Origin of the sequence: Flavobacterium sp. (assembly GCF_049240005.1) — a bacterium.
GTDB lineage: Bacteria > Bacteroidota > Bacteroidia > Flavobacteriales > Flavobacteriaceae > Flavobacterium.
The window spans coordinates 1-26,353 of record NZ_JBMLTK010000096.1; the positions used below are offsets into that span (position 1 = coordinate 1).

A 26,353-nucleotide genomic window follows, 5' to 3' on the forward strand; every position below is an offset into this window, starting at 1 on the left:
CGATACGACCTGTAGCAACAGTTCCACGACCTGTAATTGTAAATACGTCCTCAACCGGCATCAAGAATGGTTTAGCGTTGTCACGTACTGGCTCTTCGATCCAGTTGTCAACAGCTTCCATCAATTCGAGGATTTTAGGAACCCAGTTTGCATCTCCGTTCAATCCACCAAGAGCAGAGCCTTGGATAACTGGCCCGTTATCTCCATCATACTCGTAGAAAGACAACAAGTCACGGATTTCCATTTCAACAAGCTCTAAAAGCTCAGCATCGTCAACCATATCCACTTTGTTCATGAATACAACGATACGTGGAATACCTACCTGACGTCCAAGAAGGATGTGCTCACGTGTTTGTGGCATTGGTCCGTCTGTTGCAGCTACTACAAGGATAGCTCCGTCCATCTGAGCAGCACCAGTAACCATGTTCTTTACGTAATCCGCGTGACCTGGACAGTCAACGTGTGCGTAGTGACGGTTAGCAGTTTCGTACTCTACGTGAGACGTGTTGATAGTAATACCTCTTTCTTTCTCTTCAGGAGCGTTATCGATCTGGTCGAAAGATTTCGCAGCTGTTTTAGAGAAACCTGCCTCAGCTAATACTTTAGTGATTGCAGCTGTCAAAGTAGTTTTACCGTGGTCAACGTGACCAATAGTACCGATGTTTAAGTGCGGTTTGGAGCGATTAAAATTCTCTTTTGCCATTTTACTTAGTTTTAATCTTAGTTTAAATTAGTGTTCAAAAATCAATTGAGCCAATGACGGGATTTGAACCCGTGACCTCTTCCTTACCAAGGAAGCACTCTACCCCTGAGCTACACCGGCAAGGTAAATTTAGTTATTTATGTTATTGACGATTTAGGTAGTAAACCGCCGCAGCTTTTAACTGCTCGATTGCATTCTTTCGTTTGCAATCCTGCACCGGCGAACCGGTGCTCAAACTTTTGTTTCGAAAAATCCTTGAGAGCAGAAGCTCTCAGACATTTTTCTTCAACAAAAGAAATTATGTAGGATTAGCTCCTTGCGTCGCTGATCCTGCACCGGCGAACCGGTGCTCAAACTTTTGTTTCGAAAAATCCTTGAGAGCAGAAGCTCTCAGACATTTTTCTTCAACAAAAGAAATTATGTAGGATTAGCTCCTTGCGTCGCTGATCCTGCACCGGCGAACCGGTGCTCAAACTTTTGTTTCGAAAAATCCTTTAGAGCAGAAGCTCTCAGACATTTTTCTTCAACAAAAGTTTGTGGGGAGAACAGGATTCGAACCTGTGAAGACATAGTCAGCAGATTTACAGTCTGCCCTCGTTGGCCACTTGAGTATCTCCCCTATTGTTGATTTTTCCAATAAATTAAGGAACTTCTTAACCTTTGTTCACGACAACAAACCCATTTTTTGAGTTTAAGCCATAAAAAAAGTCCGCTATTTCTAACGGACTGCAAATGTAGAGGTTTAAATTATTTAAACAAAAGAATTTTTAAAAAAGTTTAAATCAGGAATGTGCTCTAATTTTTTCCTTTCTTTTTACAAGTAAACGCTCGGCCGATTCCGCCGCAACTTCAATGGCTTCTTCAAATGTTCTGCACTGTTTCTTCACCATAATATCGTCACCAGGAACATGAATTTTCAATTCCAAGATCTTATTCTCTTTCTCGCTGGTATTATCAACTTTCAAATACACGTCGGATGCCACCACACGATCGTAATATTTCTCTAATTTATCTAATCTTGCTTGAATAAAAGCGACGAGTTTTGCGTCAACAGTGAAGTTGACTGCGTGAACATTTACCTTCATAATTAAATTGTTTTTATTAGACTTTTACGCCTCAGAACTTCTCGGATGCGCTTTAGCAAAAACTTTTTGCAACTCAGCTAAACTGCTGTGTGTATATACTTGTGTTGACGCTAAACTCGAATGACCGAGTAATTCCTTGACAGAATTTAGATCCGCTCCGTTGTTTAAAAGATGGGTCGCAAACGAGTGTCGAATAATATGCGGGCTCTTCTTTGTTTTCGCGGAGACATTACTAAAGTACGTATTTATTGTTCGATACACAAAAGATTCGCTCAATTTAACGCCATTTTCGTTCACCAATAACTTAGTATCCGCATTTTCAGGACGGCAGAGCAAATACTCGCGAATGCGTTCTTTAACAACTGCTAGTAATGGCACGATACGCTCTTTGTTTCTTTTTCCGACAATTCGCAAAGTTGACGCTTGTAAATCAACATCTTGCAGTTTTAAATTAATGAGTTCAGCACGACGCATGCCCGTGGCGTAGAAAAGCTCCACCAACAGACGCTTTAACTGCTCATCGTACGTCTTCGGAGTTCCGAACAATTCAAAAACGTCGTATACTTCGGTTTCAGAAAACGGCAGTTGCAACCTCTTAGCAACTTTTAGCGGCTGATGCTTAGCCAGCGGATTCGTTTCCAGCTGTCCGACTTTCATTAGAAATCGAATAAAAGTGCGCAAAGTGGAAATCTTTCTGTTGATACTGCGGTTGCTTATTCCGCGATCAACTTCACCAACGATAAAGGAACGAATTAACGGATAATGCAAATCGTTCCAACTATCTAACTGATATGTCGAAACCAAAAACTCCGCTATTTGTTCCAAGTCGTCAAGATAGGCTTTTGCTGTTAGCACAGAATAATTCTTCTCTAACAACAAATAATCTTTAAATTTGTGAAGCAATTCTTCCATAGCGCGCGTTTACATTCTCAAAAGTACAGATTAATCAGCTTTTACAACTAATCGTTTCCTCTAAAGCAGCTGCTCCAAAAAAGACGAAACTTCAATAAAACAGATTGAGCAATTAAATTGATTCGACTTTTTACTGCATTGCATCTTTGAACTCACCTTGTAATTTGCTAAATGACACTTTTGCCTCAAACAAAGGCGAACAAGAAACCTTAAGATAAAAAAAGACGGTTCGAAAACCGTCTCTTCTTAAAAACTACTACTACATGTATTTTAGTTTTTTTCACAACTAATCATTAACTAAAGAAAACTACTAAAAACAAGTCTCAAAAAAATCAGTCGGTTGAATGCCCCTTCCTAACGACTTTGTTCAAAAGTGTAAAAAAAAGTAGCATCACGCTATAACTTTGGTACGAACAACACAAAAATGTATACGTTCGACATCGATAAAAGTATAGCTGTATTATTTTATAAGGAAAGCCTTACAAGTGTACGGATTTACGTATTCGTTTACTGCAATCCTAAATTTTAAAATCAAGCGTAAATATTGCCCAACCGTTCTCGTCTTTGTACGAAAAATCGGCGTTCATCTGTTCTACTAAAATGCGAATAAGTCGAAAGCCGAAGCCATTATCATGATCTTCAATGCCCGATTTCAAACCCACTCCATTATCGGCATAAGTAACTTGATAGTGCGCGTTATTTGAAGAAATCCCGACGCGAATCACGCCTTCCGATCGATCTTTAAACGCATACTTAAAAGAATTGGTTGCTAATTCATTTAAAATCAAACCTAAAAATATTGCTGTGGATACATCGAGCGTAACATCGTTATCATCGATTTCTATTTGAACAACCGTATTCGATGTTTGAAATGTTTGCACCAACGAATCAAATAATTGACGGGTGAAATGATGAAAATACACCTGATCGTTTTCTAAATCTTGGTACAAATTCTCATGAATCAATGCCATAGACTGAATCCGGTGTTGCGATTCGGTTAATACAGCCTTCACTTCCTCGTCTTTGCTGGCGCGTGCTTGCAAGAATAACATACTCTTCAAAGTCGACAAATTATTTTTTACCCGATGATGCACTTCTTGCAACAAAGTTTGCTTTTGCAGCACCAAGCGCTCGAGTTGCAAATTCGACTCCAACAGCAATTTGTTGTTGCGCTGAATTCTTCGATACGACAAAACAACTACAATCGTAATGACGATCAACGACAGTAAAATCACTAAACCTATATCGAACTGCAAGGTTTTCTCTCGCAACTCCATAGCCGCCAGTTTGTTCTTTTGTTTTTCGTCGCGCACTAAAGCTTCTTTTTTATCGGCCTGATATTTTATGTTCAAGGCCGCAACTTGCGATTCGCGCTCTTTATTTTTAATCGCTTTTAAAACAGCGTTGGCTTTCGAGAAATAAAAAATTGATTGCTCGAATTTACCCAATTTCTGATAAGCTGTTGCTAAATTTGAGTATACTTCTTCATTCAAATACAAATCGTTCCGCAAGTACAATTCTGCCTTTTTAAAGTAATCGAGTGCCTGTGCATACTTTTTTAAATTTAAGTAATAGCGTCCCTGATTGTTGCATACATGTGAGTAATCGATGTATTCGGCTCTGCGCAACCAAATGCCTTCTGCTTTTTTAGCGTAATAAAAACAACTGTCGGTTTCGCGCCTTTTCCAAAAGCAATCGGCCAAACTCGACCAAGCAAAGGCCATAGAAATCGAATCTTTGGTTTGCTTTGCAAATTTCGACGCCATTTGCAAATAGGTAAACGCACCGTCGATTTTATTGCTTTTGAGTAGGTAATTTCCGTAAACACGATAGGTATATTCTTTTGCAGGCAAATAATCGGTTCGTTTTGAAGCGGCTATGGCACGCAAGTAGTATTCTTCGGCTTGCTTGTTCAGTTTTAGAAGCGCCAGATTATCGGCAACAGACAAATTAATACTGGCAATCTGAATGTCGTTTTTCGATTTCTCGGCATAAATCAAGGCTTCGAGTGTAAGCTTAGTTGCTTTGTTGTAATCGCCTAAAAGTTGATAGGTATACGCGCGATCATTCAGCAAAAAAGCTTTTAAGCGGTAATTGTTTTTGGGTAAATATGTATTGCATAAGTCGTACATATACAAGGTCGAATCGAGCTTTTGATGGTGCTCGTAACCGTCGCCCATATATTTATAGGTATAAAAAGCGGCTAAAGTGTCGCGTCGTTTGAGTGCCCAAGGCAATGCTTTTTTGAAGTAGAATTTTGTAGAATCGAGATATTTGCTGTAGCGGTATTCCTTTAATTTTGCGGTATACGGCGTTTTGCCTTCTTGCGCCACTGCACATAAGGGCAACCACAACACCAAAAGCAACTGTAGGTTAAACTTCAAGAATAAACGCTTTAAACTTTGGAAACTGAGGCTCGACGCGCGAGGTGGTTCGAGCAACAAGCAAATAAAGCAAGAAAAAGCGTAAGGTAAACATTAGGTCATAAAAAAACCGTTAATCAACAAAGGCTGATTAACGGTTTATGGTTGTCAAACGCTGAAATTAGCTTTCTAGGCTGTCTTTCAATCGTTGAATGTAATGTGCTTTTTGAATCTTCATTCGGTGAGTCACAGACGGTTTAATAAAAGCCTGTCTAGCACGCAATTGGCGTACAGTTCCGGTTTTGTCGAATTTTCTTTTATAACGCTTAAGCGCTCTATCGATATTCTCTCCGTCTTTAATTGGTATAATCAACATAATATAGACACCCCCTTTCTTTAAGGCTGCAAAAGTAAACTATTTTTCTGGTTTTCAAAACTTTTTTTGGCGCACCGGCAAAACTATTCGCTGGAAATACATGTGGTTTTGCCGTCCTGCTTTTCCCCCGATAGCTATCGGGGTTTTTTGTGGCTTAAACGCCACCACAAAAAAGGCTTTCCGCTGCAATCAGTCGCGCGGGGAAAGTAACCAAAATGAGTGCCCGTGCTTGTTGGCAATGATTAAAATAACGTGAGTTCGACATAAAAATCTTTGTTAGAACGCTTGAATTAAAGTGTTTAAATAGTTTCCGGAGATCTTTGCTAAGCTATTTTTAAAGCTAACCATTTAAACAGTCGCTTACTGCGTTGTATTTTTTTGAGATACCTCGGTATCCCAATAAAAATACGCCTTGTAATCAACTATTTAAATGGTTTCTAACTTTAATTTTTACATCGAACTCACGTTAAAAGAAGTTCCGCAAAATTGAAAACAACTTTTATATCGCTTCTCGAAAGTTACGATATTCTTTGTGTGAAGGACTGCAACGAAAATAAAAAACAGCTGCCGCTGTACTGGCGCCCGCAGCACAAAGCGACCGAAGGAAGCTCTTGTGCTGCGATGGCGGCAGTTGCGGCAGCCGTTTTTTATTGCAGTGAAAGGCCTGACGGCGCCGGAGGAACGACCCGCCGGCACACCCAAAGCGCACTAAAATGTTCCGCGATAGCCGAATAAAATACTAGAAGATTGCTGGATTTTGTTTTCACTGCCATTGTCTTCAATTCGCGTAAAGTCGGACTGACCTTGAAGACCGAAGTACACCGCAGAACGGTCGGATACGCGAAAATCGACGGTCAGTTGCGTTAAGATTCCGAAATTCCAACCTAAATTTTCATCTTTAACTTTACCTGCTATGGTTTGATTTTCTTGACGTGCTAAAAAGCTTGCCACAGGACCAGCAGAAACGCGCATTGAAATTAAATTTTGATCGCTCTTTTCATCAAAACTAATTTTACCACCTAACAATAATGGAATTTGCACGTAATCATTTTGCAAACGCGCTGATTCTCCAGCCAAAGTGTAGTTTGCATCAAAGGTTGAGAACATCACCCCACTGGTTAGGTCGAGATTTTTTGCGATTTTTCGTGTAAGAAATACATCGAATGCATTAAATGTACCATTTAAGGTAACCAAGCCGCTCTGCTCATATTTTGCAAAACCAAGTCTGGGTTGCAATGTATAAGACCACTTGCTTTTTTCGCTTTCTTTTTCCTGCGCAAATGAACTACAAATCATACCAAATAAACCAATTCCGACAAGTACTAATTTTTTCATATTCATTGTTTTAGTTTAAGGCGAAGCTATAATCTTACTTGTAAGAATAGAATTGCTTTAACTTAATATTAAAGAAAATAAAAAAAGCGCCGTTGAGGCGCTTCCTAGAACTAAGATTGTATTAATGCTTGACCGCAGGTTTATAGGTTTGCTTGTCGATTATCATTTTCGATAGAATTTCGCGAAGAATTTCAGACGTTCCTCCACCAATTGGACCTAACCGGCTGTCGCGCAGCAATCGTGCTAACGGATACTCTTCCATGTAGCCGTAACCGCCTAAGAATTGCAAGCAACTGTAAATGGTTTCGTCGGCTACTTTAGTTGATTTTAATTTAGCCATGGTTGCTTCCTTAACCACATATTCGCCTTTTTGCAAGCGATCTACAGCTACGTAATTGAATACTTTACAGTGTTCGACATCGGAAGCGTGATCTACTAATTTATGGCGTAGTGCTTGAAACTTACTGATTTTTGTTCCGAAAGCTTCGCGTTGCGACATGTATTCGATGGTATAATCGATCGCGTAATCGGCTCGTGCGTGTGCGTTAATGGCCATAATAAGACGTTCTAGCGCAAAATGTTGCATGATGTACGGAAAGCCTTTTCCCGCCTCGCCCATTAAATTGGTTACGGGAACTTCAACCTGATCGAAGGAAATTTCTGCTGTATCGGATGCGCGCCAGCCGAGCTTATCCAACTTTGATTTGGAAACGCCTTTTGCATTGGCATCCATTAAAAAGATACTGATCCCTTTATTTCCGGCTGCTGGATCGGTTTTCGCAGCTACGATGTAGTAATCTGCATAAACACCGTTTGTGATAAAGGTTTTGGAGCCATTGATAAGGTATTTGTCGCCTTGAAGAACGGCTGTCGTGCGCATTCCAGCAACATCGCTACCTCCGAAAGGCTCAGATATGCATAAGGCACCGAGTTTATCACCGGCTATACTTGGAACTAAGTAATTTTGTTTGATTTCTTCGCTGCCTTCGGCATTTAAGTGCGTCATAGCTAAGTACACGTGCGCCCAAACGGCTGCTGCAAACCCAGAAGATTTAATTTTTTGTAATTCTTCAAGCAGAATTACCATGTAGAAAAGATCTAAATTTAGACCGCCATACGCTTCTGGGTATGTAATCCCAAGGAAGCCCATGTCGCCGAATTTTTTCCAAATGAAACGCTCAATAGTTCCTGTTTTTTCCCACTTTTCGATGTGAGGAACGACTTCTGCTTTTAAAAAATCTTGAAAACTTTTTCTGAACAATTCATGTTCTTCCGAAAAGTAAGTTGAATTCATATGTTAACGGATGGCTTTTAAAATTCCAAATATAAAACTAATATTGTTAACTTTTCTTGCGTAATTCCTTCAACATTTGCCAAATCTTCAATAATTAAAGTTCCTTTTCGACTCCTGATTTTAACAATTTCACGAGCCAATGCATAGTTAAAATACGGAAAAGCCGACAGCTCTTTTACACTTGCGCGATTGATATTTAGCTTATTAACTTTTGGCTTGGAGGTAATTGTTAGGTAAAGTTTTAATTGTTCGAACATAAGTTCATCAACACCGTACAAAAGCTTTAATTGATTGACCGTGCAGAAACCGCCGAGTTTTTTTCGTTGATCGAGAATTTGTTGGGCACGTCTGACACCAACCCCCGGAATATCAACCAATTGCGCTTCCGTTGCGGAATTGAGATCGACTGCTCGTTTTACATGATATGTTGGTCGAAAAGCCGTTTGCGTCTTCTTTTTCGTCCAAGCGGGAAATACAAAAAGCGGAGACAGTTTTTTGAGTAATTCGTTGGAAACACCCGTAACTTTTTGGAAATCGGCCGCAGAGTTTACATAAAGACCTTTTTTGCGATACGCTTGTAAGCGATCGAATGCCGCTGTTGGAATTTTTAGCTGATAGGCTTTGTAATCACTTATAAAATTGGGATTAAAAGGTTTTACTTCGAACTTTTTATACTTTTTTGCAGCTAGTTTCTTTTCATACGCAGTTTCCAATAGCGCCAATTCTTTATCGTCTGCCACAGGAATACTTGGAGTTGGTGAATAAAAGTGCAAGCACAATTGAAGTAAAATAAGAAGTAAAAATAGTGCTCCAAGGCCGCGTCGATGCAGCTTGGGAATGAGGAATATACTTTTCATGAGGCTTATAAATCGAAAACAGAAGATCTTTTGGCGCGGATTAAATCTTTCAACTTTAGCCAAAAAGCTAGCGTGAGATACACCCCGAACCAGAGTCCGGCTGTAACGAAAGAAATGTAAATAAAAAACAAGCGAACACTGCTGGCGCGCATACCCAAGCTATCGGCTAAACGACTGGCGGCGTTAAATCCGTGTTTTTCAAAGTAGTATTTTAGACGTAAATCAAAGCGCATAGCGGAACGAAATTAAGCAGATTTTTCGGATTTACTCAACAAATGCACACCAATCGAACAATTCATACAACGTCCCTTCTCGCAATATTGCTGTTTTAGTTCGAGTAAAGCCTGCGATTCGAATGCGGATTTAGCTTTGAGATCGAGATCGCTGAAACGTTTGATTATTGTATTATTTTCTGGTTTTATCTCTACAGCAAGATCGATTAGAAAATCGGAGCGTGTTTGCCCGTTCTCATTATAATAGGCAAACAAAAACGGAATTATTGTATTGATAACAAGCAGATCAACAAAACTTTGCGATAAGTGCTTGGGTGAAGCTCGCGTTGCTTTATCGGGAATGTAGTGCGTTTGCCAATACGCTGAGACACCGCCTTGAAAAATTTGAGACAGCTGCTTTTGATTTGTAGCTTGTAATAGCTTTTCGAATTTATAGGGGGATTGGTGGTAAAAGGCAGCCAACTGCACCAATCGAATTGTTGGAAAATTTTCTGGTCGAAGTTTAAAAAACTCAACTGGATGTAACAATTCAGTAGATATTTGATATTTAATCTTCAAAAATCCAAACTCGGCTTGTAGTTGTTGTACATAGTAATCTTGGTGCTCGGCTTCGAGTAGTTGGCAGCTTCCTAAAAAAAGAGCTTCCAAACCAATTAAATTCGCAGATTCTTTGATTACGGCTTTAAAACCCACTCGTTGCGCCATTTGCTCGAAAGCTATAGCATTAGAATTTAAACCAAATGCTTTTGCTAGGGCTACAAATAAGGTTGCTTCCCAATCGCCATTTTGGCTTCGAAAGAGTTCGGTAATACTCATGGCTTTTCGTTCGGCACGTTCGATGAAAAGCCGTTCGAGAAATGTATGAACTAGTTCGACTGGCACAGAACTTATTAGCTTTTCACAATAAATCCATGTTTTACTTTGCAGTAAATTTTGGTACGAATGCACTAAAGTTGCGGATACTCGTCCTTGTAATTCGAGCACGGGTATTGTTGCGTTGTTTTCAAGGAAAATGTCGTAGTCGTAATGCCAAACAACGTGTAGAATTACATTTTTGTATTTGGCGTCTTGCTCGTGTCGGTGTAAGTACCAATCTGAAGATTTTAGATGGATTTCGACATTACCCACCCAGAGTTGTTGTCCGATTCGAATTTTAGCGTTAAAGAAGTCTGGACCGCTCGTTTTTAGGTAAAAGCCTTGATTGACAATCGAAAGCGGTTCTCCACTAGTCGTAAAGAGATTTTGGTGGTTGAATTTCTGAAACTTCCAGACGTAGTGGAGAAAATCCTCTTTCATGGCGTGTAAAAATTTAAATGGCTTGGATGACGCTAAATTAACTATCTGATTAAATTACAATTACGGTTTTTCCGTAAATTTCAAAAAAATTAAAAAAATTTAAGGTATTAAGGAATTGTGAATTGTGATTGACTTAACAGAATGTAAAATCTTGATTTAGACCTTTGCAAAAAAGATAAACTTGGACCAGAATACCATCCGTAAAATATTAATCTGCAGACCAAACCACCGGTTGGGTAATATGCTTTTAGTAACGCCGCTTGTACAAGAGTTGGAAAGAGATTTTCCCAATGCGAAAATAGACGTATTTGCTAAGGGCGTGTTAGTGGATATTGTCTTTGAAAATTATTCGAATTTTGGAACATCTATTAAGTTAAGTAGAAAACCTGCCAAGGATTTTTTAGGATATCTAAAGGCATGGACTAAAATAGTAACTTCAAAGTACGACTTGATTATAAATGTGGATCCTGGTTCAAAATCGGGCACAATTGCCACAAAACTTGCAAAAAGTAAATATAAAGTTTTTGGAACAGCGGAACTGAAAGCGATAACGCAATTTTCAGATTATCGGCATATGGCTAAATACCCGGTTTATGCCTATTGGAGTTATTTTAAAATTCCGACGCGAGAAATTTCACCACTACAATTCCGCTTATCAACAGCCGAGCAAGAAAAGGGTTTAAAAACCTATAAGAGCTTACAGGAAAGCAACAAGCCACTAATCTGCTTATTTACCTACGCAACTGGTCAGAAAATCTATGATTCTAGTTGGTGGAATACATTTTATGAAGCACTTTCAAATCGCTTTTCCGCGGAATATGAAATTATAGAAATACTTCCCGTTGAAAATATCTCTCAATTTAACCACAAACTAAAACACTTCTACAGCAAAGACGTTCGCGAAATTGCCGCCATCTTGAATCACGCCGCCCTTTTCATTGGTGCCGATAGTGGCATGATGCACTTAGCGGTTTCGTCTGGTGTTCCTACTTTGGGACTCTTTAAAGTAACGTTACCTGAAAAGTATACACCTTACGGAGGAAAATCTGATTATATCAATACAAATGATAAATCTGTGGACCAAATGATGGCCCAAATTGAAAATACATTTAGAAATTAAGTGTTACTTCACTGAATTGATGATGTCGTATTTGGTAATGATGTGATACTGTCCACCATCTAAAGCTACCAAAACTGCCTGATTCTGTTTGTTTATTAATCGGCTTACTTCTTCAATTGTTGCATGCGCAGAAACAATAGGATACGCTGCCGACATTACCTCGCGGATTGGTTTATCTGCTAGATTTTTATCTAAAATGTAGTTTTGAAACAGGGTAGCCTCATCGATAGCTCCAACAAAACCGCTGGTATCTACAACCGGAATTTGCGAAATTTTAAATTTGCGCATACGTTCCAATGCATGAGAAACCAATTCTTCGGTTTTAGCTACTACTAATGGCTTATCGATATGATCTTTGATTAAGTCTAGAGCCGTGGTAACTTCTTCATCTAAAAATCCGCGCTCTCGCATCCAGTCGTCGTTAAACATTTTACCTACGTATCGACTTCCCGAATCGTGGAACAAAACAACCACAACATCATCAGGTTTAAAATGTTCTTTTAGCTGTAAAACGCCTTTAATCGCTGAACCTGCCGAGTTTCCGACAAAAATACCTTCTTCTAGCGCTAAGCGTCGTTGGTAAATAGCGGCATCTTTATCGGTAACTTTTGTAAAACCATCAATTAAAGAAAAATCAACATTTTTTGGAAGAATGTCTTCTCCAATACCTTCAGTGATGTACGGATAGATCTCGTTTTCGTCGAAAGTACCCGTTTCGTGATATTTCTTAAAAACGGAGCCATAGGTATCAACACCCCAAATTTTCACATTCGGATTCTTCTCTTTCAAATACTTCGCTACTCCAGAAATAGTTCCTCCAGTACCGACACCAACTACGAAATGCGTGACCTTTCCTTCTGTTTGTTCCCAAATTTCCGGGCCGGTTTGTTCGTAATGTGCTACTGCATTCGAAGGATTATCGTACTGATTTACATACCATGAATTAGGAGTTTCTTCGCCTAGGCGTTTTGAAACTGAATAGTATGAACGAGGGTCGGTTGGTTCAACATCAGTCGGACAAACAACTACTTTTGCGCCCACGGCACGCAGAATATCCATTTTCTCTTTAGACTGCTTGTCGGTAATCACACAAATAAGCTTGTAACCTTTAACGATTGCTGCAAGAGCCAAACCCATGCCTGTATTTCCAGAAGTACCTTCAATGATGGTGCCACCTGGTTTTAATCGTCCATCAGCTTCAGCATCCTCGACCATCTTCAAAGCCATACGGTCCTTGACAGAATTCCCAGGGTTGAATGTTTCAACTTTTGCTAAAACCAAAGCATCAACTTCGGTTGTTAGTTTGTTAATTTTAACTAGTGGCGTATTGCCTATGGTACCAAGAATATTTTCTGCGTATTTCATAATTTCTATTGAAAAAAGTTCCACACCAAACCAAAGCGTACGGTAAAATCGCGATACGGATAATCGGGTGCACTGTAATAGTTAAATCCTGTTAGCGGCGAATTGAAATGTTCTGCCTTTAGATAAATACGTGTTTGACGTACACGAGCGTTTACAAAAAAATCGATCAAAGGGAAATTCCCTATTTTACGCTCGTTCTGAACGTAAAAACCGCCAATGACCGGATTGTAATTATTTGCAAAGTACGAAGTAAAATAATTTACTGTGAAACCTGTTTGAAGGAATAATGCACGTTTAAACAAATATTCGCTGAAGTAAAAACTCTGACGAGCAACTACATCGGGAACGTTTAGAATGTCGTCGTCCTGAACAACTTGTTGAAACAACGCTGTATTGTCGAGTGCAAACTTTCCGAATGTAAATTCTTTGGCTAATTTGATGGAAAAATGTGAAATTGATTTACCGTACTGCTCTGGATTTACCGTCAATACTCGCGTAACGTTTTGACCACTAGTAATTGTAGTTTCCTGACCGCCGAAATACAAATAATCGTCGATTAGGTTGTACTGAAACGAAGCGTTAATCCAAGGCGTTTCTGCAAGAGCGGAAATTCGATTAATTTTTTGATTGACAAAATTGTTCGACCAATTGTAATCTATAAAACTACTTTGAAACAAATTATATTGAAAATCGGGTATTTGCGACAAATTTTCAAGGCTTCCTGAAAACGTGAATCGATCGTTTGGACGATACGTAATATTTGCTTTCAGTTGCGATGTTTTTTCTGTAACACCTTCGAAATAATCGGCTGTAAAAATAATTTTATCGCGATGTAAGGCATAATTCCCTCCTATCGAAGCAACTTCTAGTTTCAAGGACGCGGGAATAAGATCGTTGTCATTAACGATGATCGACCTATAAAAATAATTGAAGTTCTGAAAAGCAGCATAAGGCTGAATACGCCCTATTTTCTTGTTTCCAAAACTTACACCAACTTGATTCTTCATGGTGTTAAAGCGCACCTTATCTTTTATATTAGAGGGAACGTAGGCCGCTCCAAAGCGTTCGTTAACCGTTTGCTGGTTGTACTCCGAAAATTTGTGCTCGTAGGTAAACTCGTGCGAAATTTGCAAGTTGGTTTTATCTGATTTACCAGCAATAACGAGCTGTTGACTGAAATAATAGCGATTGCCCCGAAGTATCGATTCGGCATCGGGAAGATAAACGCTCAAACGACGTCGATCTGTAAAAGCTGCATCTCCTGATTCAAAATCTTCGATATTCTCAATACCGCCATTTTCGTAATTCAATAAATCTTGCGCAGTCAGGTGAGCGCGCAAACTGTAACGTTTATTTTTGGTTATGTAAGAAGCTGTAAATCGAAAATTACCGCTACTTGTAAGCTGGTTCACGTACTTACCTTGCGACCTAACTCCTTTATAAGCAATGGAAAAGTTATGTCTTTTACTAGTGTTTAATGTAATGAAGGCATCTAAGCTGTGGCCTTGTTCCATTACGGTTTTGTAGTACAATTCGGTGAGCGGCGTTGCAACTGAATAGTAGTTTATATCTTCCACTTCTTTGTAAAAAAAGTGCTTGCCCGCAAAGCCAATTCCAGGCATGGCGTTTTGTCTGGTAAGTGAAAAATCGAGTGTGTTATATGTTTGTCCTTCGTTGGCAAACGGCAAAAGACCGAAGTTATCTCTTCGGAGATAATTAAAAATGTAGTCTTTCCGGATGGTTAACGATGTATCGATGTAGGTCGTATCATTTTTGGGACTGATTACCTGATACATGGTGATATCAGCAGTATTTGCTTTTAAAGTGTTGGCTTTGGTATTGGATTTAGAATCGAGTCTCGTGTTGGTTTGCGTTCCTGGAGACAACTTATCTAAACTCTTTGTATTTCGTTGCGCTTGCGCGGATGCGAACGTACAAATAGCAAAAGCCGTTAACAAAATACGTACTGTCATATCTAAAAAACTGCGCGCAAAGATACGCTTATTCGTTTATGGACATTCAAAAACATCCTTTAAATCTTTGGTATAGAAACACCAAATCTGCGGCTTTACTATGCCATTGTTTCTTTAGGGTTCCACTATTGAAATTAGTCGGCATTGCTCCTTTTGAAAGAAATTACATTAAAAAAAAACCGTCGGGTTCCGACGGTCTTTTGGATTTATTTAATAAAACTTACTTGACGATGGTCATTTCATCAACGATATGTTTTGCATTTGCATATTTATCGATTAACCATAATACGTAGCGAATATCTACATTGATGGTGCGCTGCAAATTTTTATCAAAAATAACGTCGCCAGCCATTGCTTCGATATTTCCGTCGAAAGCTAAACCAATAAGTTCACCTTTTCCATTTAAAACTGGGCTTCCTGAGTTTCCTCCAGTTATGTCGTTATCTGTGAGGAAATTAACCGGCATGAAACCTGATTTATCTTGGTAGCGACCAAAATCTTTTGATTTGGCAAAATCTAACATACGTTGTGGTAAGTCGAATTCTGGATCGTTCTTTTTGTACTTTTTGATCATTCCATCAAAAGTTGTAAAGTTGTTGACCTTGGCGTCGTTGCGCTTGTCTGCCGGCAGAGCACGTACTTTTCCATAAGTTAGACGCAAGGTAGAATTTGCATCTGGGTAGCGAATAGGTGCCAATTTCGAAGCACGCAAACCTTCTACGAGTTTTCGGTAAGCTGCTCCGTAATCGTTCTGAGCTTTGGCAAGTTCTTCTGATCTTTTAGAGAAATGTGCCAGAAGTTCGTTTGAAAACTGGTTTAATGGATCGTTTACAATAAGTTGTTCGCTTGGAAATTCAAGGAAAGCTGCGATTCGCTCTTTAGAAGTAAGTATACTTAAATCGAACGTAGCGTTAACAAATTTGGTAAAGTCATTATTATTTGCTTTTCCAATTTTCTCAACCACAGGTGCAATAGGATAACCAACAGCTTTTGTTGCATATAACTTTAATTGTGCTGCCATGATATCTTTTTCAGCCGGAATGTGTTGTTCTGAGAATAATCCTTCCACCGCATCTTCAATCTGAGGCTTCATTTCTTGACGCTTCTTCTCGTCGGCTTTAGCATAATTTTCGAGCATTTTCCCTAAACCTCTGCCGATAGTTCCGTAAGAAGTGGTACGGAAAAGTTGCGTTAAGTACATGTCATGACGCGACTTTTCATTGGTCATTTTATAATAGTTGTTAAGTGTTTCCACCACTGAACCATAGCGTGCCTTATTTTCTGATTTGTTTGCCCACTTGTTGAATTTTGCTTCTTGTTCCGCTTTAGTTTTTGCGGTTTGGAATTTGGTAAGTGCATCAATCATACCTTGTCTGTTCTTCCAGTAATTTGCAGTTGAAGCAAACTTTGAAGCGTATTTTAAACGCAGCTCATCGCTTTGTTGCATATACTTTTGCATATTATCCATGCCTGTTTTAGCACCTTCAACCCATGCTGGATATGCAAATTTTACGTTTTGCTCTATTCCGCCAGCAGGCATCCAACGATTGGTTCTGCCCGGATAACCTAAAATCATGGCAAAATCGTTTTCTTTAACGCCATTCAAATTAATTTTCAAATGTTGTTTTGGTTTTAAAGGCACATTATTCGGGCTGTATTCTGCTGGGTTTCCGTTAGCATCGCCATATACACGAAACATGGAAAAGTCGCCGGTGTGTCTTGGCCATTCCCAGTTATCAGTATCGCCGCCGAATTTCCCTACCGATTCTGGTGGAGTACCCACTAAGCGCACATCGGTGAAATCTTGATAAACGAAATAATAGAATTCGTTTCCTTGAAAAAATGAACGCACTGAAACTACATACTTCCCTCCTTCATTATTTTCTTTTTCAATCAATGCAATTTCTTGATTAATGGCTTTTTCGCGCTCCGCTTCAGTCATATTATCGTTTAGTTTCGACAAGATTCTCTTAGAAACATCGTCCATTCTCACAAAAAAGCGCACGAATAAGCTTTTTGGCTTCAACTCGCCTTTTTTGTCGGCTGCCCAGTAACCATCTCTCAGATAATTATTTTCAGGTGTAGACAATTCTGCAATTGCATCGTATCCGCAGTGGTGATTGGTTAAAACAAGTCCGCTACCAGAAATAAGTTCGGCGGTACAACCACCATTAAATTGAACAATAGCGTCTTTTAAGCTGTTGTTGTTTATGCTATAGATTTCCTCTGCTGTTAATTGGAGGCCCATCTTTTGCATATCGCGGTGATTCAGACGTTCGATGAACATAAGGAACCACATCCCTTCGTCGGCACGAGCTGGTAAAATGCTCAGTATAGCGACGACTACCAGTAAGATTTTCTTCATAATGTACGAATGTTAAGTATAGTGTGTGCGAAGATAAGAGAAAAGCTGCTGTGTTTTTATGTGTTGGATAATCATTGGTTGTTTCCAAAAAACACAGCGTAAAAAAACAATTATAGAATTGAAAACAATCATTAAAATTAAGATAAAACTCGCGTTTACATCAAGTCTTTAGAATTATAACTAGATGTAAAATATTTTTTTTAGAAAAAAAGTCATTTTACGGAAAAACCGTAATCTCAATTAAATCTACCTCTGTAATTTTGTACAATAAAAGCAACAAAAATCCATGTACGAAGAGTTTGGAATGCTCATTATCATGTCATTACAATGATTGCTGTAGTTGTAAATGAGAAAAACAGCTTTAATTTCAAAATTTTATACACCATGAAAAAATTAATTTTAATCCTCGTAGCCACATTGCTCTTTACTACCGAATTTTCATTTGGACAGGAGTCGAACACATTTAAAACCGGTACTGTTTTAATCACAATCAATAAAAACACCACCAAGACAGTTTTTGACAGTTATCCTAAACTCGAAGCAGGCATAGCGCCCGCGGTTGAAGCTGCTATGAGACGAGTTAGCCCAGAAGCTCCTTGCACCACATCTATGGAAGTTACTGTTACAGCGACAGTCGAAGCATCAGCCGCTGTTGTGGGTGGCTCATTGAGCACTTCAATCACAGCTACAGTTACCGCCGACTGTAAAGACATTTTAAATGCTGTTTCTCGAATCAAAAGTCAGCTTGAAAAGTTACTAAGATGATGAAATTTGGTAACCAACAGGCATTAGTTACTGTTGGTTACTTTTAACCAAAATTGAACTTTATGAAACTAATACGCTCCGTAAGCCTCAGCGCTTTTCTATTTTTAGTTTTTTCTACTTGTAGTTTCGCTCAAACCGAGACCAAAGAAGTAGTTGAAACCGCTCAACTCATTATTACGCAAGGAAAATCAAAAGTTCGCTACGATTACAAGAACTTCGACGATTTACTGAAATTCACTCCCGAACTTATCCAAAATGCACTAGACGAGGATAAACATAAGAACTCCAATAAAAAGTGTAATATAAAAGTGAGCTTTTCCCTCACTTGCAAGAAGGGATCTTCGAGCGAAAGTCTTAATTCTAACGTAACAACCGAATGCGAAAGCTTAATTAATGACGTAACCTCTCTGCAAAAAGATTTAATAAATCTGTTACGAAAAGAAAATTGATCCAAAAAAAACGAAAGTGGATAGGCTATTCACTTTCGTTTTTATCATTCGTTAAGTATTTTCCAAAGTCTATCTTTTAGTAATTGCAAATTATATTGACTTACTGCTGAGAAGAAGACATAAGGTATATTTTTGAATTGTTGATCAAGTTCAGCTTTTAATTCTTTCTGCAACTCTTCGTCGATCATATCACACTTTGAAATCGCCACAAGTCGTTGCTTGTTCAATAATTCAGGATTGTATTCCTCCAGTTCTCGAATCAAGATATCGTATTCTTCCTTAATATTTGGCGAATCAACAGGTATTAAGAAAAGTAAAGTTGAATTTCGTTCAATATGACGCAAAAAGTAGTGTCCAAGACCTTTGCCTTCAGCCGCGCCTTCTATGATACCTGGAATGTCAGCAATTACAAACGACTGAAAATCGCGGTATGCAACAATACCAAGATTTGGTTTTAATGTAGTGAAGGGATAATCTGCTATTTTAGGTTTGGCCGAAGTTAATACAGATAGTAACGTTGACTTTCCTGCGTTAGGAAACCCTACTAATCCGACATCAGCCAAGACTTTTAATTCCAAAATGACGTCTTTTTCTTCACCTGCCAAACCGGGTTGTGCGTAGCGCGGTGTTTGATTTGTAGATGAGCGAAAATGCCAATTACCTAATCCGCCTTTTCCGCCTAGAGCGAGAATTCGTTCTTCGCCATCTTCGGTAATTTCAAAAAGAACTTCATCGGTTTCTTTATCTTTCACGACAGTTCCAAGAGGTACTTCGATGAATTGATCTTCACCGTCGGCACCAGTACTTCGTGAACTTCCACCGTCACCTCCGTGACCTGCTTTTACATGGCGCATAAATTTAAGGTGAAATAAGGTCCACAAATTTTTCCTGCCCACTAAAATAACGTGGCCGCCACGACCACCATCTCCACCGTCTGGACCTCCTTTTTCAATAAATTTTTCACGATGTAGGTGTGAGGATCCTTTTCCTCCTTTGCCTGAAGAAACATAAATCTTAACGTAGTCTACAAAATTCCCTTCTGTCATTTTTAGTCTTTAGTAGTTTCGTAAACCATTACTTTATCAATTTTTACACCGTCCATGTCGATAACTTCGAGAACAAACCTTTGCCATTCCAACTTTTCACCTTGCTTTGGAATTCGTGAAAGTTCGGTCATTATGAGTCCGCTTACTGTTGTCACTTCGTAATCGTTAATCAACTCATCGAGTTCGAAAAAGGTAAGAAAATCGTGTAACGAGTAGTGCCCATCGACGAGCCAAGTCCCGTCTTCTCTAGCAATGAGTTGAAAATCGTCTTTATAAAATTCAGAAGCGTCTCCAACCAAAGCCTCGAGAATATCGTTTAAAGTTATAATTCCTTGAAAATCGCCGTATTCATCAGACACAAATGCGTAGTGAATACCGCTTTTCTTGAAGTTCTCCAAAGCAGTATAAGCTGTTGTTTGCTCCATGATGTATGGTGCTTCACTTAGGATATTACTTAAATGAAAGTGTTCATCACCAAAATGCGAGAATATGCTCTTCAAATTCACCACCCCAACAATATCATCGTAATTTTCTTTATAAACAGGATAAATGGAATGCAGTTCTTTGAGCATTAATTCCCTTACTTGCGAGCGATCAGCATCGATTGGCAAGGATATAACAGATTTCCGATGAGTCATTAATGAATTAACCTTCCGATCGCCGATATGAAAAACACGTTCCACAATATCTTGTTCAATTTCTTGAACTTCTCCACCTTCAGTACCTTCTTTTATAATGGCTTTAATTTCTTCTTCAGTTATCTTTCCATCGGTTGTGGGTTTTATCATCAGAATTTTGAGAAGAAATTCAGTTGAAATTGTAAGGAGCCATATAAAAGGCGCGGTAATTATCGAGACCGCTTTCATAGGAACAGCGGTAGCTTTAGCAATTGCCTCGGGATAATTTAAGCCTATACGCTTTGGCACCAACTCGCCTAGCACTAATGAAACAAAGGTTAGCAACACAACTACCACTCCAACTGCAAAAGTGTGCGCATAGGGTTGTGTTGTAGGAAATTGTTGAAAAAAGTGCTCTACATCTGCCGTTATTTTATCGCCACTGAAAATACCTGTTAAAATTCCGATTAACGTTATTCCGATTTGGACAGTACTCAGGAATTTGTTGGGCGCATTTGCTAAATCTAGCGCGGCTTTTGCACTTGCATTACCTTTTTTAGCAGCATTTTCTAGGCGATTTTTTCGTGCAGAAATCAATGCGATTTCAGACATTGAAAAAACACCATTTAAAATGATCAGAAATAAGATAATTAGAAATTCCATAATTTGTGATTGTTCAAATGCGCGTTATCTACAATTGTTCGATAACTGCGCTGAGCCGCCTTGTGATTTCGCTTACTGCTCCAATACCATCTACAGCGAAAAACTTGTTTTGGTTTTGGTAATAACCAATAAGTGGCGCTGTTTTTTCGTTGTATTCCTGATAACGATTTCGAATTTTCTCTTCGTCTTGATCGTCGCTACGTCCAGACGTTTTCCCGCGTTCAAGCAATCTTTGTACAAGAATTTCATCGTCGGCTTCAAGTGCAATTGTTGCGTTGACTTTTTGATTTTTACTTGCCAAGAAAGCATCTAGTGCTTCTGCTTGCGCTATTGTTCGCGGAAAGCCATCGAAAAGGAAGCCGGCCGTATTTTCACTCTTGTTTGCCTCAAATTCAAGCATCTGAATAGTCAACTCATCAGGCACAAGATCACCGTTATCGATATACGTTTTAGCTGTTGCACCTAGCTCAGTTTGATTTTTAATGTGATAGCGGAAGATGTCTCCCGTAGATAAATGCGTAAGGTTATATTTTGCTTTAAGCACTTCAGCCTGAGTTCCTTTTCCTGCACCAGGTTTACCAAAAAGAACGATATTAATCATGTTTATAATTTTGAGATGGAATTATTTATCGAATGTAATTATAAAATTAGTCGTATTTTTTTACTCCTTCAACACAAAAACCTCCTTGGAATTTCTTCCTAAGCCGTTGTAATCCAAACCATATCCTACAATAAACTTGTTGGGAATTCGGATTCCAACATAATCCAATTTAATGGATTTCTGGTATACCTCTGGTTTGAGAAAAAGTGTAGCAATTTTAACGTGATTGATATTTCTTTTCTTCGCTGCTTCCTTGAGATAAACAATTGTGTTTCCCGTATCTACGATATCCTCTACCAATATTATAGATCGACCTTCGAGACTATTGTCGAAAGCCAGTGATTCTGTTATTTGGTTAGTACTGTTCAAACCTTCGTAAGAATTGACTTTTACGAACGAAAGTTCGCAATCTCCTCGGTAGTGTTTCAGAAGATCAGCAAGAAACAATACTGAGCCATTTAATACACCCACAAACACGGGACATTGGTCGGAATAATCAGCATAAATTTGTTCAGCAAGTTGCTGTATCGCGAATTGAATTTCATTTTCTTCGATAAAAGGTTCGAAGTACCTGTCGCCAATTTTCAATGGATAATCACTAATTAAGATAAACCGCAAAGATAATTTATTTTCTGACGCAGCTTTTGAAGTATTTCAAAGGAATTGAAAAATTAAAATACTAACAAATTCCAAAAAAAACAACAAACTTTATCAAAACAACCACTAATTTAACATCTTTTCTGTCACAATTAATAAAAAAAATCATTAAAATTGCAAACCAACAACTAATTAACACCCAATCCAATACATGAAAAAAATTACATTAACACTATCATTATTATTTGCCGCTTTCTCTGCTTCAGCGCAATTAGCTGATGGCTCAGTTGCGCCAGACTTTACGGTAACTGATTTAAACGGCAACACGCACACTTTATCAAGTTACCTCAACGCTGGTAAAACTGTAATACTTGACATCTCTGCCACTTGGTGTGGTCCCTGCTGGAATTACCACAATGGAAAGGCACTAGACAACATTTACAATGCATATGGAGCTAATGGCTCAAATGAGGTTGTTGTATTGTTTGTCGAAGGAGACCCTAGCACAACCATCGACGACCTCAATGGAACTGGAACAAATACCCGTGGTAATTGGGTGGCTGGAACTTCATATCCCGTAATTGATTCTGCGGAAGTAGGTGACTTATATCAAATACAGTACTTTCCTACGGTTTATCGAATCTGTCCAGACGGACTTGTTAGCGAAATAGGTGCATTAACAGCTCCTAATATCAGAAACTCGATTAACAATAACTGCGGAACTTTAACAGGTTTACAAAACCATGTTGAAGTAATGGAAACCACAAACGATTTTTGTAGTACTACAGGTACTCCAACGGCGCGATTGAAGAATTATGGCACAAATTTGATGACTAGTGGTACAGTGGCTTTGAAACAAGGAAACACCGTTGTTGCTACAAAAGATTTCACAAGCAACACGAGCCAATTCAATACACGTGCTATAACATTCGATGCGTTAACTATTGATCCAAATGCTGAATATTCCTTCCAAGTAGTTACACTTAATGGCGCAAGCATCGCGGCTAATGAAATGACAGAAGAGACTACCGAAATAGACGTTGCGATCAATGTTCAAAACGACATCACTGTAAACGTTTATACTGATAACTATCCAACCTCTCTCTCCAGACTTTGATCTAGAATTACCCGTTAGCCGATTAAATCGTTTGACGGTATGGTCGTTTCCAGAACCGCAAAATGTGCAGCAAGCAGTAAACTTAACAAGCGTTAACTGCGGACTTGGACTAAAAATGAATGCTTCAAGAACCACCACGGGATACAATTTACAAGTAGACGTAAAATTCGTTCAAAACTACGAGGGCCTGAAACTTGTGGTTTATCTGTTGGAAGACGATCTGATTTATTTCCAGAGAAATTACACCCAATTTTACAATGCTGTAAATCCGATTCCAAACTTTGAGCACGATCACGTGCTGCGAGCTAGTGTAACAAACATTCTTGGAGATGCCATGGGAAGCAATACCCGCTTTGGAGAAACTTTTAGCAAAACTTTTGATATTGCTCTTCCTGCCGACATCGAGAATCCGGAGAAGGTCAACTTCGTTGCATTTGTTGTAGGTGCAGATAATCGCGTAATCAACGTACGCCACTGCAACTTGAACGAAACGCAAGATTTTCAAGAGAATCCATAAAAAAAGAGGGAAGTCGCATAGTACTACTCCCCTCCTACTAACCAATAACCAAAACAATTATGAAAAAACACTATGCTAGCATAGGCATATTGGTCTGTCTTATCATTAAATCATTCGCGATTCCAACGCTTCATAATTATTTACTATAAAGTACGGACTAAAAGAAAGGTTTGTTACTTTAACATCAGTTAATTCTTTTATAATTTCGATAGACTATCTTTGTACAAACAAACAACTGATGTCTTTTTTCTCTTCTGATTTCACTCTTGGAATACTTGGTGGCGGACAATTAGGTAAAATGCTACTGACCGAAACCCGCAAATTCGATATTAAAACAGCCGTTCTCGATCCCGACGCCTCAGCCCCCGGGAGAATAGCAACCAACTCTTTTTCGGTTGGAAACTTAATGGATTTTCAAACTGTTGTCGACTTTGGAAGGCAAGCCGATGTGATTACCGTAGAAATTGAGGCCGTAAATACCGAGGCTTTAGCTGCACTTGAAGCAGAAGGAAAAAAAGTGTATCCGCCTTCGGCAGCCTTAAAAATCATTCAAAATAAATGTTTGCAAAAAGCACATTATGGTGCTAACAACATTCCTACATCGCCGTTTACCAATTACGAGTCGCTCAAGGATTTAATGCTCGATGTGGTTTCAGGAACGTTAAGCTTGCCATTTGTATGGAAGAGTGCCGAAGCAGGATACGACGGATTTGGTGTTCAAGTGGTTCGCGAAATAAAAGATTTAGATACACTCAAAGAAGGTGCTTGCCTGGCAGAAAACTTAGTTGATTTTCAGAATGAAATAGCGGTCATTGTTGCCCGAAACGCTAAGGGAGAAGCTGTAACTTATCCTGTGGTAGAAATGGAGTTTCATCCAACGGCTAATCAAGTTGAATTTGTGTTGTGTCCGGCTCGCATAAACGACCAAATTGCTCAGCATGCGCGAGAATTGGCGCTGCGCGTGGCAGATAGTTTTAAAATTGTTGGCTTGCTGGCCGTTGAATTATTTCTCACAAAAACCGGTGAACTATTGGTTAATGAGGTGGCACCTAGACCACATAATTCTGGACATTATTCCATAGAAGCCTCTGTTTGCTCGCAGTTCGAAAATCATTTGCGTGCCGTTCTCAATTTACCCTTGGGCGACACGTCAAGCAAAATGGCAGCCGTGATGGTCAATCTTGTTGGAGCCGCCGGATTTCAAGGTCAGGTGGAATACGAAAACATCGAAGACATTCTAAAAATTCCTGGCGTAACGCCACATATTTACGGCAAACGTGAAACAAGACCGTTCCGAAAAATGGGACACGTGACGATTGTGCATCAAGATATTGAAAAAGCACGCGAAAATGCAGCGTTGGTAAAATCAACAATCTCAGTAAAAAGCATCCAATGAAAACCGCTACTTGGAATATTCGTCTGCTACTGCTATTTACCGTAATTCCAGTTTTATGTGTTGCACAATCCGAAATAGCCGACATGTCGGGTTTTATTCAACTCAACAATTTTAATTTTCTGGATTTGCTCGAGGACAATCCGTCTATTGAAAAACGCTACGTACTCGAAAATGGAGAAACCTACGACCAAAAATTCTTGGATTCTGTTAAGACTTTACCTGAAAACGAAAAATTCGTACAGCGATTCTTTACCAACAAAGAGAAAACAGTAGTGTACATACAACTCGCAAAAAACACTACCGAAAATCAGAAAAGAGTCAACGACGAATTTCAAGAAAAACTAAAGCAAGCTAAAAAGTCGAAAAATAAACTGATTGGCGAAAATCTTTCTGAGCTTGTTCTTACAGGCATAAACGGCAATACATATAAAATTGCCGACTTAAAAGGAAAGGTCGTTTTGATGAATTTCTGGTTTACAAAATGCGGTTCGTGCATTAAAGAAATTCCGGATTTACATAAAATGCAAGAGAAGTTTGCAGGCAAAGACGTTTTGTTTTTTGCAGTTACTTACAACGAAGCGGCGAGAATTCAGAATTTTTTAAAGAAAGTTCCTTTTAACTTTACGCACATTACCGACAGCCAAGCAATCATCGATCAGCTCGGTGTCACGTTCTTTCCGATGAATATTTTAATCGACAAGCAAGGTGAGGTCGTTTTTTTTAGCGATTTCGATGCTTTTATTGGAGGAAAAGAACTTCAGAACATTACCAAACTTATTACTAAGAATTTAAAAAAAGAACTATGACAGACGTAGCGATTGTAATGGGAAGTAAAAGCGATTTACCAGTAATGCAAGCTGCCGCAGATATCTTAGACCAATTTGGCATTACGTATGAAATCGATATTGTTTCGGCGCATCGCACGCCCGAAAAATTGTTTGATTTTAGCACAAATGCACACAAACGCGGCGTCAAAGTAATTATTGCTGGTGCAGGCGGTGCAGCGCATTTGCCTGGAATGATCGCTGCTATGAGTCCGCTTCCTGTAATTGGTGTTCCGGTTAAATCCTCAAATTCGATTGACGGTTGGGACTCCGTATTGTCTATTCTACAAATGCCCGGAGGAGTTCCTGTTGCAACGGTAGCACTTAGCGGCGGAAAAAATGCCGGTATACTCGCAGCACAAATTATTGGCTCGGCTAATGAAAACATTCAAAGAAAAGTAATGGAATACAAAGTGAGTTTGCGCGAAGAAGTTGAAAAAGCTTCGCAAGCTCTAAAAAAATAAGGACCATCATTGCTGACAGT

The 26,353-nt window shown here is 39.1% G+C and carries 25 protein-coding genes and 2 tRNA genes; 8 read left to right on the forward strand and 19 right to left on the reverse strand.

Annotation, left to right across the window (positions count from 1 at the left end; all coding sequences use genetic code 11):
• The 12 genes from ACOVQQ_RS09920 to ACOVQQ_RS09975 form a co-directional block, all read right to left on the reverse strand.
• The coding region (locus tag ACOVQQ_RS09920; protein WP_421818064.1) for a GTP-binding protein at nt 1-703 on the reverse strand (703 nt) is incomplete at its 3' end.
• Between the two features lie 48 nt (nt 704-751).
• A tRNA-Thr gene (locus ACOVQQ_RS09925) sits at nt 752-823 on the reverse strand.
• A 417-nt stretch (nt 824-1,240) separates the two neighbouring features.
• A tRNA-Tyr gene (locus tag ACOVQQ_RS09930) sits at nt 1,241-1,322 on the reverse strand.
• A gap of 163 nt (nt 1,323-1,485) precedes the next feature.
• Entirely contained in the window at nt 1,486-1,788 is a 303-nt protein-coding gene (gene hpf, locus ACOVQQ_RS09935) for a ribosome hibernation-promoting factor, HPF/YfiA family (RefSeq protein WP_298144198.1), read from the reverse strand.
• 24 nt (nt 1,789-1,812) lie between these two features.
• Complete coding sequence (locus ACOVQQ_RS09940; protein ID WP_421818065.1) at nt 1,813-2,700, reverse strand: tyrosine-type recombinase/integrase; 888 nt, start codon at nt 2,698-2,700, stop codon at nt 1,813-1,815.
• A gap of 518 nt (nt 2,701-3,218) precedes the next feature.
• Nucleotides 3,219-5,084, reverse strand: a complete 1,866-nt coding sequence (locus ACOVQQ_RS09945) for a histidine kinase dimerization/phosphoacceptor domain -containing protein (protein WP_421818066.1) — start codon at nt 5,082-5,084, stop codon at nt 3,219-3,221.
• Between the two features lie 160 nt (nt 5,085-5,244).
• Complete coding sequence (rpsU, locus tag ACOVQQ_RS09950) at nt 5,245-5,439, reverse strand: 30S ribosomal protein S21 (RefSeq protein ID WP_094487297.1); 195 nt, start codon at nt 5,437-5,439, stop codon at nt 5,245-5,247.
• A 708-nt stretch (nt 5,440-6,147) separates the two neighbouring features.
• Nucleotides 6,148-6,774 carry a hypothetical protein gene (locus ACOVQQ_RS09955; protein ID WP_421818067.1) on the reverse strand — a complete coding sequence of 209 codons (627 nt, stop codon included), beginning with the start codon at nt 6,772-6,774 and terminating at the stop codon, nt 6,148-6,150.
• Between the two features lie 121 nt (nt 6,775-6,895).
• On the reverse strand, nt 6,896-8,068 hold the full coding sequence (locus tag ACOVQQ_RS09960) for an acyl-CoA dehydrogenase family protein (RefSeq protein WP_421818068.1): 1,173 nt from the start codon (nt 8,066-8,068) through the stop codon (nt 6,896-6,898).
• A gap of 17 nt (nt 8,069-8,085) precedes the next feature.
• Complete coding sequence (locus ACOVQQ_RS09965) at nt 8,086-8,925, reverse strand: ComEA family DNA-binding protein (RefSeq protein ID WP_421818069.1); 840 nt, start codon at nt 8,923-8,925, stop codon at nt 8,086-8,088.
• Nucleotides 8,926-8,930: 5 nt separating this feature from the next.
• Nucleotides 8,931-9,158, reverse strand: a complete 228-nt coding sequence (locus ACOVQQ_RS09970; RefSeq protein ID WP_094487301.1) for a PspC family transcriptional regulator — start codon at nt 9,156-9,158, stop codon at nt 8,931-8,933.
• A 12-nt stretch (nt 9,159-9,170) separates the two neighbouring features.
• Nucleotides 9,171-10,454, reverse strand: a complete 1,284-nt coding sequence (locus tag ACOVQQ_RS09975) for a DUF2851 family protein (RefSeq protein WP_421818070.1) — start codon at nt 10,452-10,454, stop codon at nt 9,171-9,173.
• A 241-nt stretch (nt 10,455-10,695) separates the two neighbouring features.
• On the opposite strand from ACOVQQ_RS09975, the gene ACOVQQ_RS09980 reads away from it, so the two are divergent.
• Nucleotides 10,696-11,574 carry a glycosyltransferase family 9 protein gene (locus ACOVQQ_RS09980; RefSeq protein WP_421818071.1) on the forward strand — a complete coding sequence of 293 codons (879 nt, stop codon included), beginning with the start codon at nt 10,696-10,698 and terminating at the stop codon, nt 11,572-11,574.
• 3 nt (nt 11,575-11,577) lie between these two features.
• Here ACOVQQ_RS09980 and ACOVQQ_RS09985 read toward each other — a convergent pair whose 3' ends face one another.
• From ACOVQQ_RS09985 to ACOVQQ_RS09995, 3 genes are all read right to left on the reverse strand, one after another.
• Nucleotides 11,578-12,939, reverse strand: coding sequence for a pyridoxal-phosphate dependent enzyme (locus ACOVQQ_RS09985; RefSeq protein ID WP_421818072.1), 1,362 nt, complete (start codon nt 12,937-12,939; stop codon nt 11,578-11,580).
• 5 nt (nt 12,940-12,944) lie between these two features.
• On the reverse strand, nt 12,945-14,912 hold the full coding sequence (locus ACOVQQ_RS09990; protein ID WP_421818073.1) for a putative porin: 1,968 nt from the start codon (nt 14,910-14,912) through the stop codon (nt 12,945-12,947).
• A 220-nt stretch (nt 14,913-15,132) separates the two neighbouring features.
• A complete protein-coding gene (locus tag ACOVQQ_RS09995) occupies nt 15,133-17,277 on the reverse strand; it encodes a S46 family peptidase (RefSeq protein WP_421818074.1) in 2,145 nt (714 codons plus the stop codon).
• Between the two features lie 384 nt (nt 17,278-17,661).
• On the opposite strand from ACOVQQ_RS09995, the gene ACOVQQ_RS10000 reads away from it, so the two are divergent.
• Both ACOVQQ_RS10000 and ACOVQQ_RS10005 read left to right on the forward strand, forming a co-directional pair.
• Nucleotides 17,662-18,042, forward strand: coding sequence for a hypothetical protein (locus tag ACOVQQ_RS10000; protein ID WP_421818075.1), 381 nt, complete (start codon nt 17,662-17,664; stop codon nt 18,040-18,042).
• A 62-nt stretch (nt 18,043-18,104) separates the two neighbouring features.
• Entirely contained in the window at nt 18,105-18,491 is a 387-nt protein-coding gene (locus tag ACOVQQ_RS10005) for a hypothetical protein (RefSeq protein WP_421818076.1), read from the forward strand.
• A 44-nt stretch (nt 18,492-18,535) separates the two neighbouring features.
• On the opposite strand, the gene obgE is transcribed toward ACOVQQ_RS10005, so the two are convergent.
• From obgE to hpt, 4 genes are read right to left on the reverse strand one after another with little or no spacing between them, the layout of a single operon-like run.
• Nucleotides 18,536-19,537 carry a GTPase ObgE gene (gene obgE, locus ACOVQQ_RS10010; RefSeq protein WP_421818077.1) on the reverse strand — a complete coding sequence of 334 codons (1,002 nt, stop codon included), beginning with the start codon at nt 19,535-19,537 and terminating at the stop codon, nt 18,536-18,538.
• Between the two features lie 2 nt (nt 19,538-19,539).
• The gene (locus ACOVQQ_RS10015; protein WP_094487309.1) at nt 19,540-20,817 is read right to left on the reverse strand and encodes a hemolysin family protein; all 1,278 of its coding nucleotides are present in this window, start codon (nt 20,815-20,817) and stop codon (nt 19,540-19,542) included.
• Nucleotides 20,818-20,845: 28 nt separating this feature from the next.
• Nucleotides 20,846-21,418 carry an adenylate kinase gene (locus tag ACOVQQ_RS10020; RefSeq protein ID WP_421818078.1) on the reverse strand — a complete coding sequence of 191 codons (573 nt, stop codon included), beginning with the start codon at nt 21,416-21,418 and terminating at the stop codon, nt 20,846-20,848.
• 60 nt (nt 21,419-21,478) lie between these two features.
• Nucleotides 21,479-22,036: a hypoxanthine phosphoribosyltransferase gene (gene hpt / locus ACOVQQ_RS10025; protein WP_421818079.1), complete on the reverse strand. Its 558-nt coding sequence runs from the start codon at nt 22,034-22,036 to the stop codon at nt 21,479-21,481.
• Nucleotides 22,037-22,226: 190 nt separating this feature from the next.
• Here hpt and ACOVQQ_RS10030 point away from each other — a divergent pair, with 190 nt between their 5' ends.
• The 5 genes from ACOVQQ_RS10030 to purE all read left to right on the forward strand — a co-directional run bounded on the left by ACOVQQ_RS10030 (nt 22,227) and on the right by purE (nt 26,333).
• Entirely contained in the window at nt 22,227-23,132 is a 906-nt protein-coding gene (locus ACOVQQ_RS10030; RefSeq protein ID WP_421818080.1) for a TlpA family protein disulfide reductase, read from the forward strand.
• Nucleotides 23,107-23,649 (forward strand): Omp28-related outer membrane protein, encoded by a 543-nt coding sequence (locus tag ACOVQQ_RS10035; protein ID WP_421818091.1) that lies wholly within the window; start codon nt 23,107-23,109, stop codon nt 23,647-23,649. The genes ACOVQQ_RS10030 and ACOVQQ_RS10035 overlap by 26 nt, the downstream gene beginning before the upstream one ends.
• 238 nt (nt 23,650-23,887) lie before the next feature.
• Complete coding sequence (locus ACOVQQ_RS10040) at nt 23,888-25,045, forward strand: 5-(carboxyamino)imidazole ribonucleotide synthase (RefSeq protein ID WP_421818081.1); 1,158 nt, start codon at nt 23,888-23,890, stop codon at nt 25,043-25,045.
• A complete protein-coding gene (locus ACOVQQ_RS10045) occupies nt 25,042-25,851 on the forward strand; it encodes a TlpA family protein disulfide reductase (RefSeq protein WP_421818082.1) in 810 nt (269 codons plus the stop codon). Before ACOVQQ_RS10040 ends, ACOVQQ_RS10045 begins: the two co-directional genes overlap by 4 nt.
• Entirely contained in the window at nt 25,848-26,333 is a 486-nt protein-coding gene (purE, locus tag ACOVQQ_RS10050; RefSeq protein ID WP_421818083.1) for a 5-(carboxyamino)imidazole ribonucleotide mutase, read from the forward strand. The genes ACOVQQ_RS10045 and purE overlap by 4 nt, the downstream gene beginning before the upstream one ends.
• Nucleotides 26,334-26,353: the final 20 nt, after the last annotated feature.

What these genes read in the sequence shown, in the direction of transcription:
- purE (WP_421818083.1), top strand. Translation starts at nt 25,848, where the DNA reads ATGACAGACGTAGCGATTGTAATGGGAAGTAAAAGCGATTTACCAGTA.
- obgE (WP_421818077.1), bottom strand. Translation starts at nt 19,537, where the DNA reads ATGACAGAAGGGAATTTTGTAGACTACGTTAAGATTTATGTTTCTTCA.
- ACOVQQ_RS10045 (WP_421818082.1), top strand. Translation starts at nt 25,042, where the DNA reads ATGAAAACCGCTACTTGGAATATTCGTCTGCTACTGCTATTTACCGTA.
- rpsU (WP_094487297.1), bottom strand. Translation starts at nt 5,439, where the DNA reads ATGTTGATTATACCAATTAAAGACGGAGAGAATATCGATAGAGCGCTT.
- ACOVQQ_RS09980 (WP_421818071.1), top strand. Translation starts at nt 10,696, where the DNA reads ATGCTTTTAGTAACGCCGCTTGTACAAGAGTTGGAAAGAGATTTTCCC.
- ACOVQQ_RS10020 (WP_421818078.1), bottom strand. Translation starts at nt 21,418, where the DNA reads ATGATTAATATCGTTCTTTTTGGTAAACCTGGTGCAGGAAAAGGAACT.
- ACOVQQ_RS10000 (WP_421818075.1), top strand. Translation starts at nt 17,662, where the DNA reads ATGAAAAAATTAATTTTAATCCTCGTAGCCACATTGCTCTTTACTACC.
- ACOVQQ_RS10030 (WP_421818080.1), top strand. Translation starts at nt 22,227, where the DNA reads ATGAAAAAAATTACATTAACACTATCATTATTATTTGCCGCTTTCTCT.
- ACOVQQ_RS09995 (WP_421818074.1), bottom strand. Translation starts at nt 17,277, where the DNA reads ATGAAGAAAATCTTACTGGTAGTCGTCGCTATACTGAGCATTTTACCA.
- ACOVQQ_RS10005 (WP_421818076.1), top strand. Translation starts at nt 18,105, where the DNA reads ATGAAACTAATACGCTCCGTAAGCCTCAGCGCTTTTCTATTTTTAGTT.
- ACOVQQ_RS10040 (WP_421818081.1), top strand. Translation starts at nt 23,888, where the DNA reads ATGTCTTTTTTCTCTTCTGATTTCACTCTTGGAATACTTGGTGGCGGA.
- ACOVQQ_RS09965 (WP_421818069.1), bottom strand. Translation starts at nt 8,925, where the DNA reads ATGAAAAGTATATTCCTCATTCCCAAGCTGCATCGACGCGGCCTTGGA.
- ACOVQQ_RS09990 (WP_421818073.1), bottom strand. Translation starts at nt 14,912, where the DNA reads ATGACAGTACGTATTTTGTTAACGGCTTTTGCTATTTGTACGTTCGCA.
- ACOVQQ_RS10015 (WP_094487309.1), bottom strand. Translation starts at nt 20,817, where the DNA reads ATGGAATTTCTAATTATCTTATTTCTGATCATTTTAAATGGTGTTTTT.
- ACOVQQ_RS09975 (WP_421818070.1), bottom strand. Translation starts at nt 10,454, where the DNA reads ATGAAAGAGGATTTTCTCCACTACGTCTGGAAGTTTCAGAAATTCAAC.
- ACOVQQ_RS09940 (WP_421818065.1), bottom strand. Translation starts at nt 2,700, where the DNA reads ATGGAAGAATTGCTTCACAAATTTAAAGATTATTTGTTGTTAGAGAAG.
- ACOVQQ_RS09955 (WP_421818067.1), bottom strand. Translation starts at nt 6,774, where the DNA reads ATGAAAAAATTAGTACTTGTCGGAATTGGTTTATTTGGTATGATTTGT.
- ACOVQQ_RS09970 (WP_094487301.1), bottom strand. Translation starts at nt 9,158, where the DNA reads ATGCGCTTTGATTTACGTCTAAAATACTACTTTGAAAAACACGGATTT.
- ACOVQQ_RS09985 (WP_421818072.1), bottom strand. Translation starts at nt 12,939, where the DNA reads ATGAAATACGCAGAAAATATTCTTGGTACCATAGGCAATACGCCACTA.
- hpf (WP_298144198.1), bottom strand. Translation starts at nt 1,788, where the DNA reads ATGAAGGTAAATGTTCACGCAGTCAACTTCACTGTTGACGCAAAACTC.
- ACOVQQ_RS09960 (WP_421818068.1), bottom strand. Translation starts at nt 8,068, where the DNA reads ATGAATTCAACTTACTTTTCGGAAGAACATGAATTGTTCAGAAAAAGT.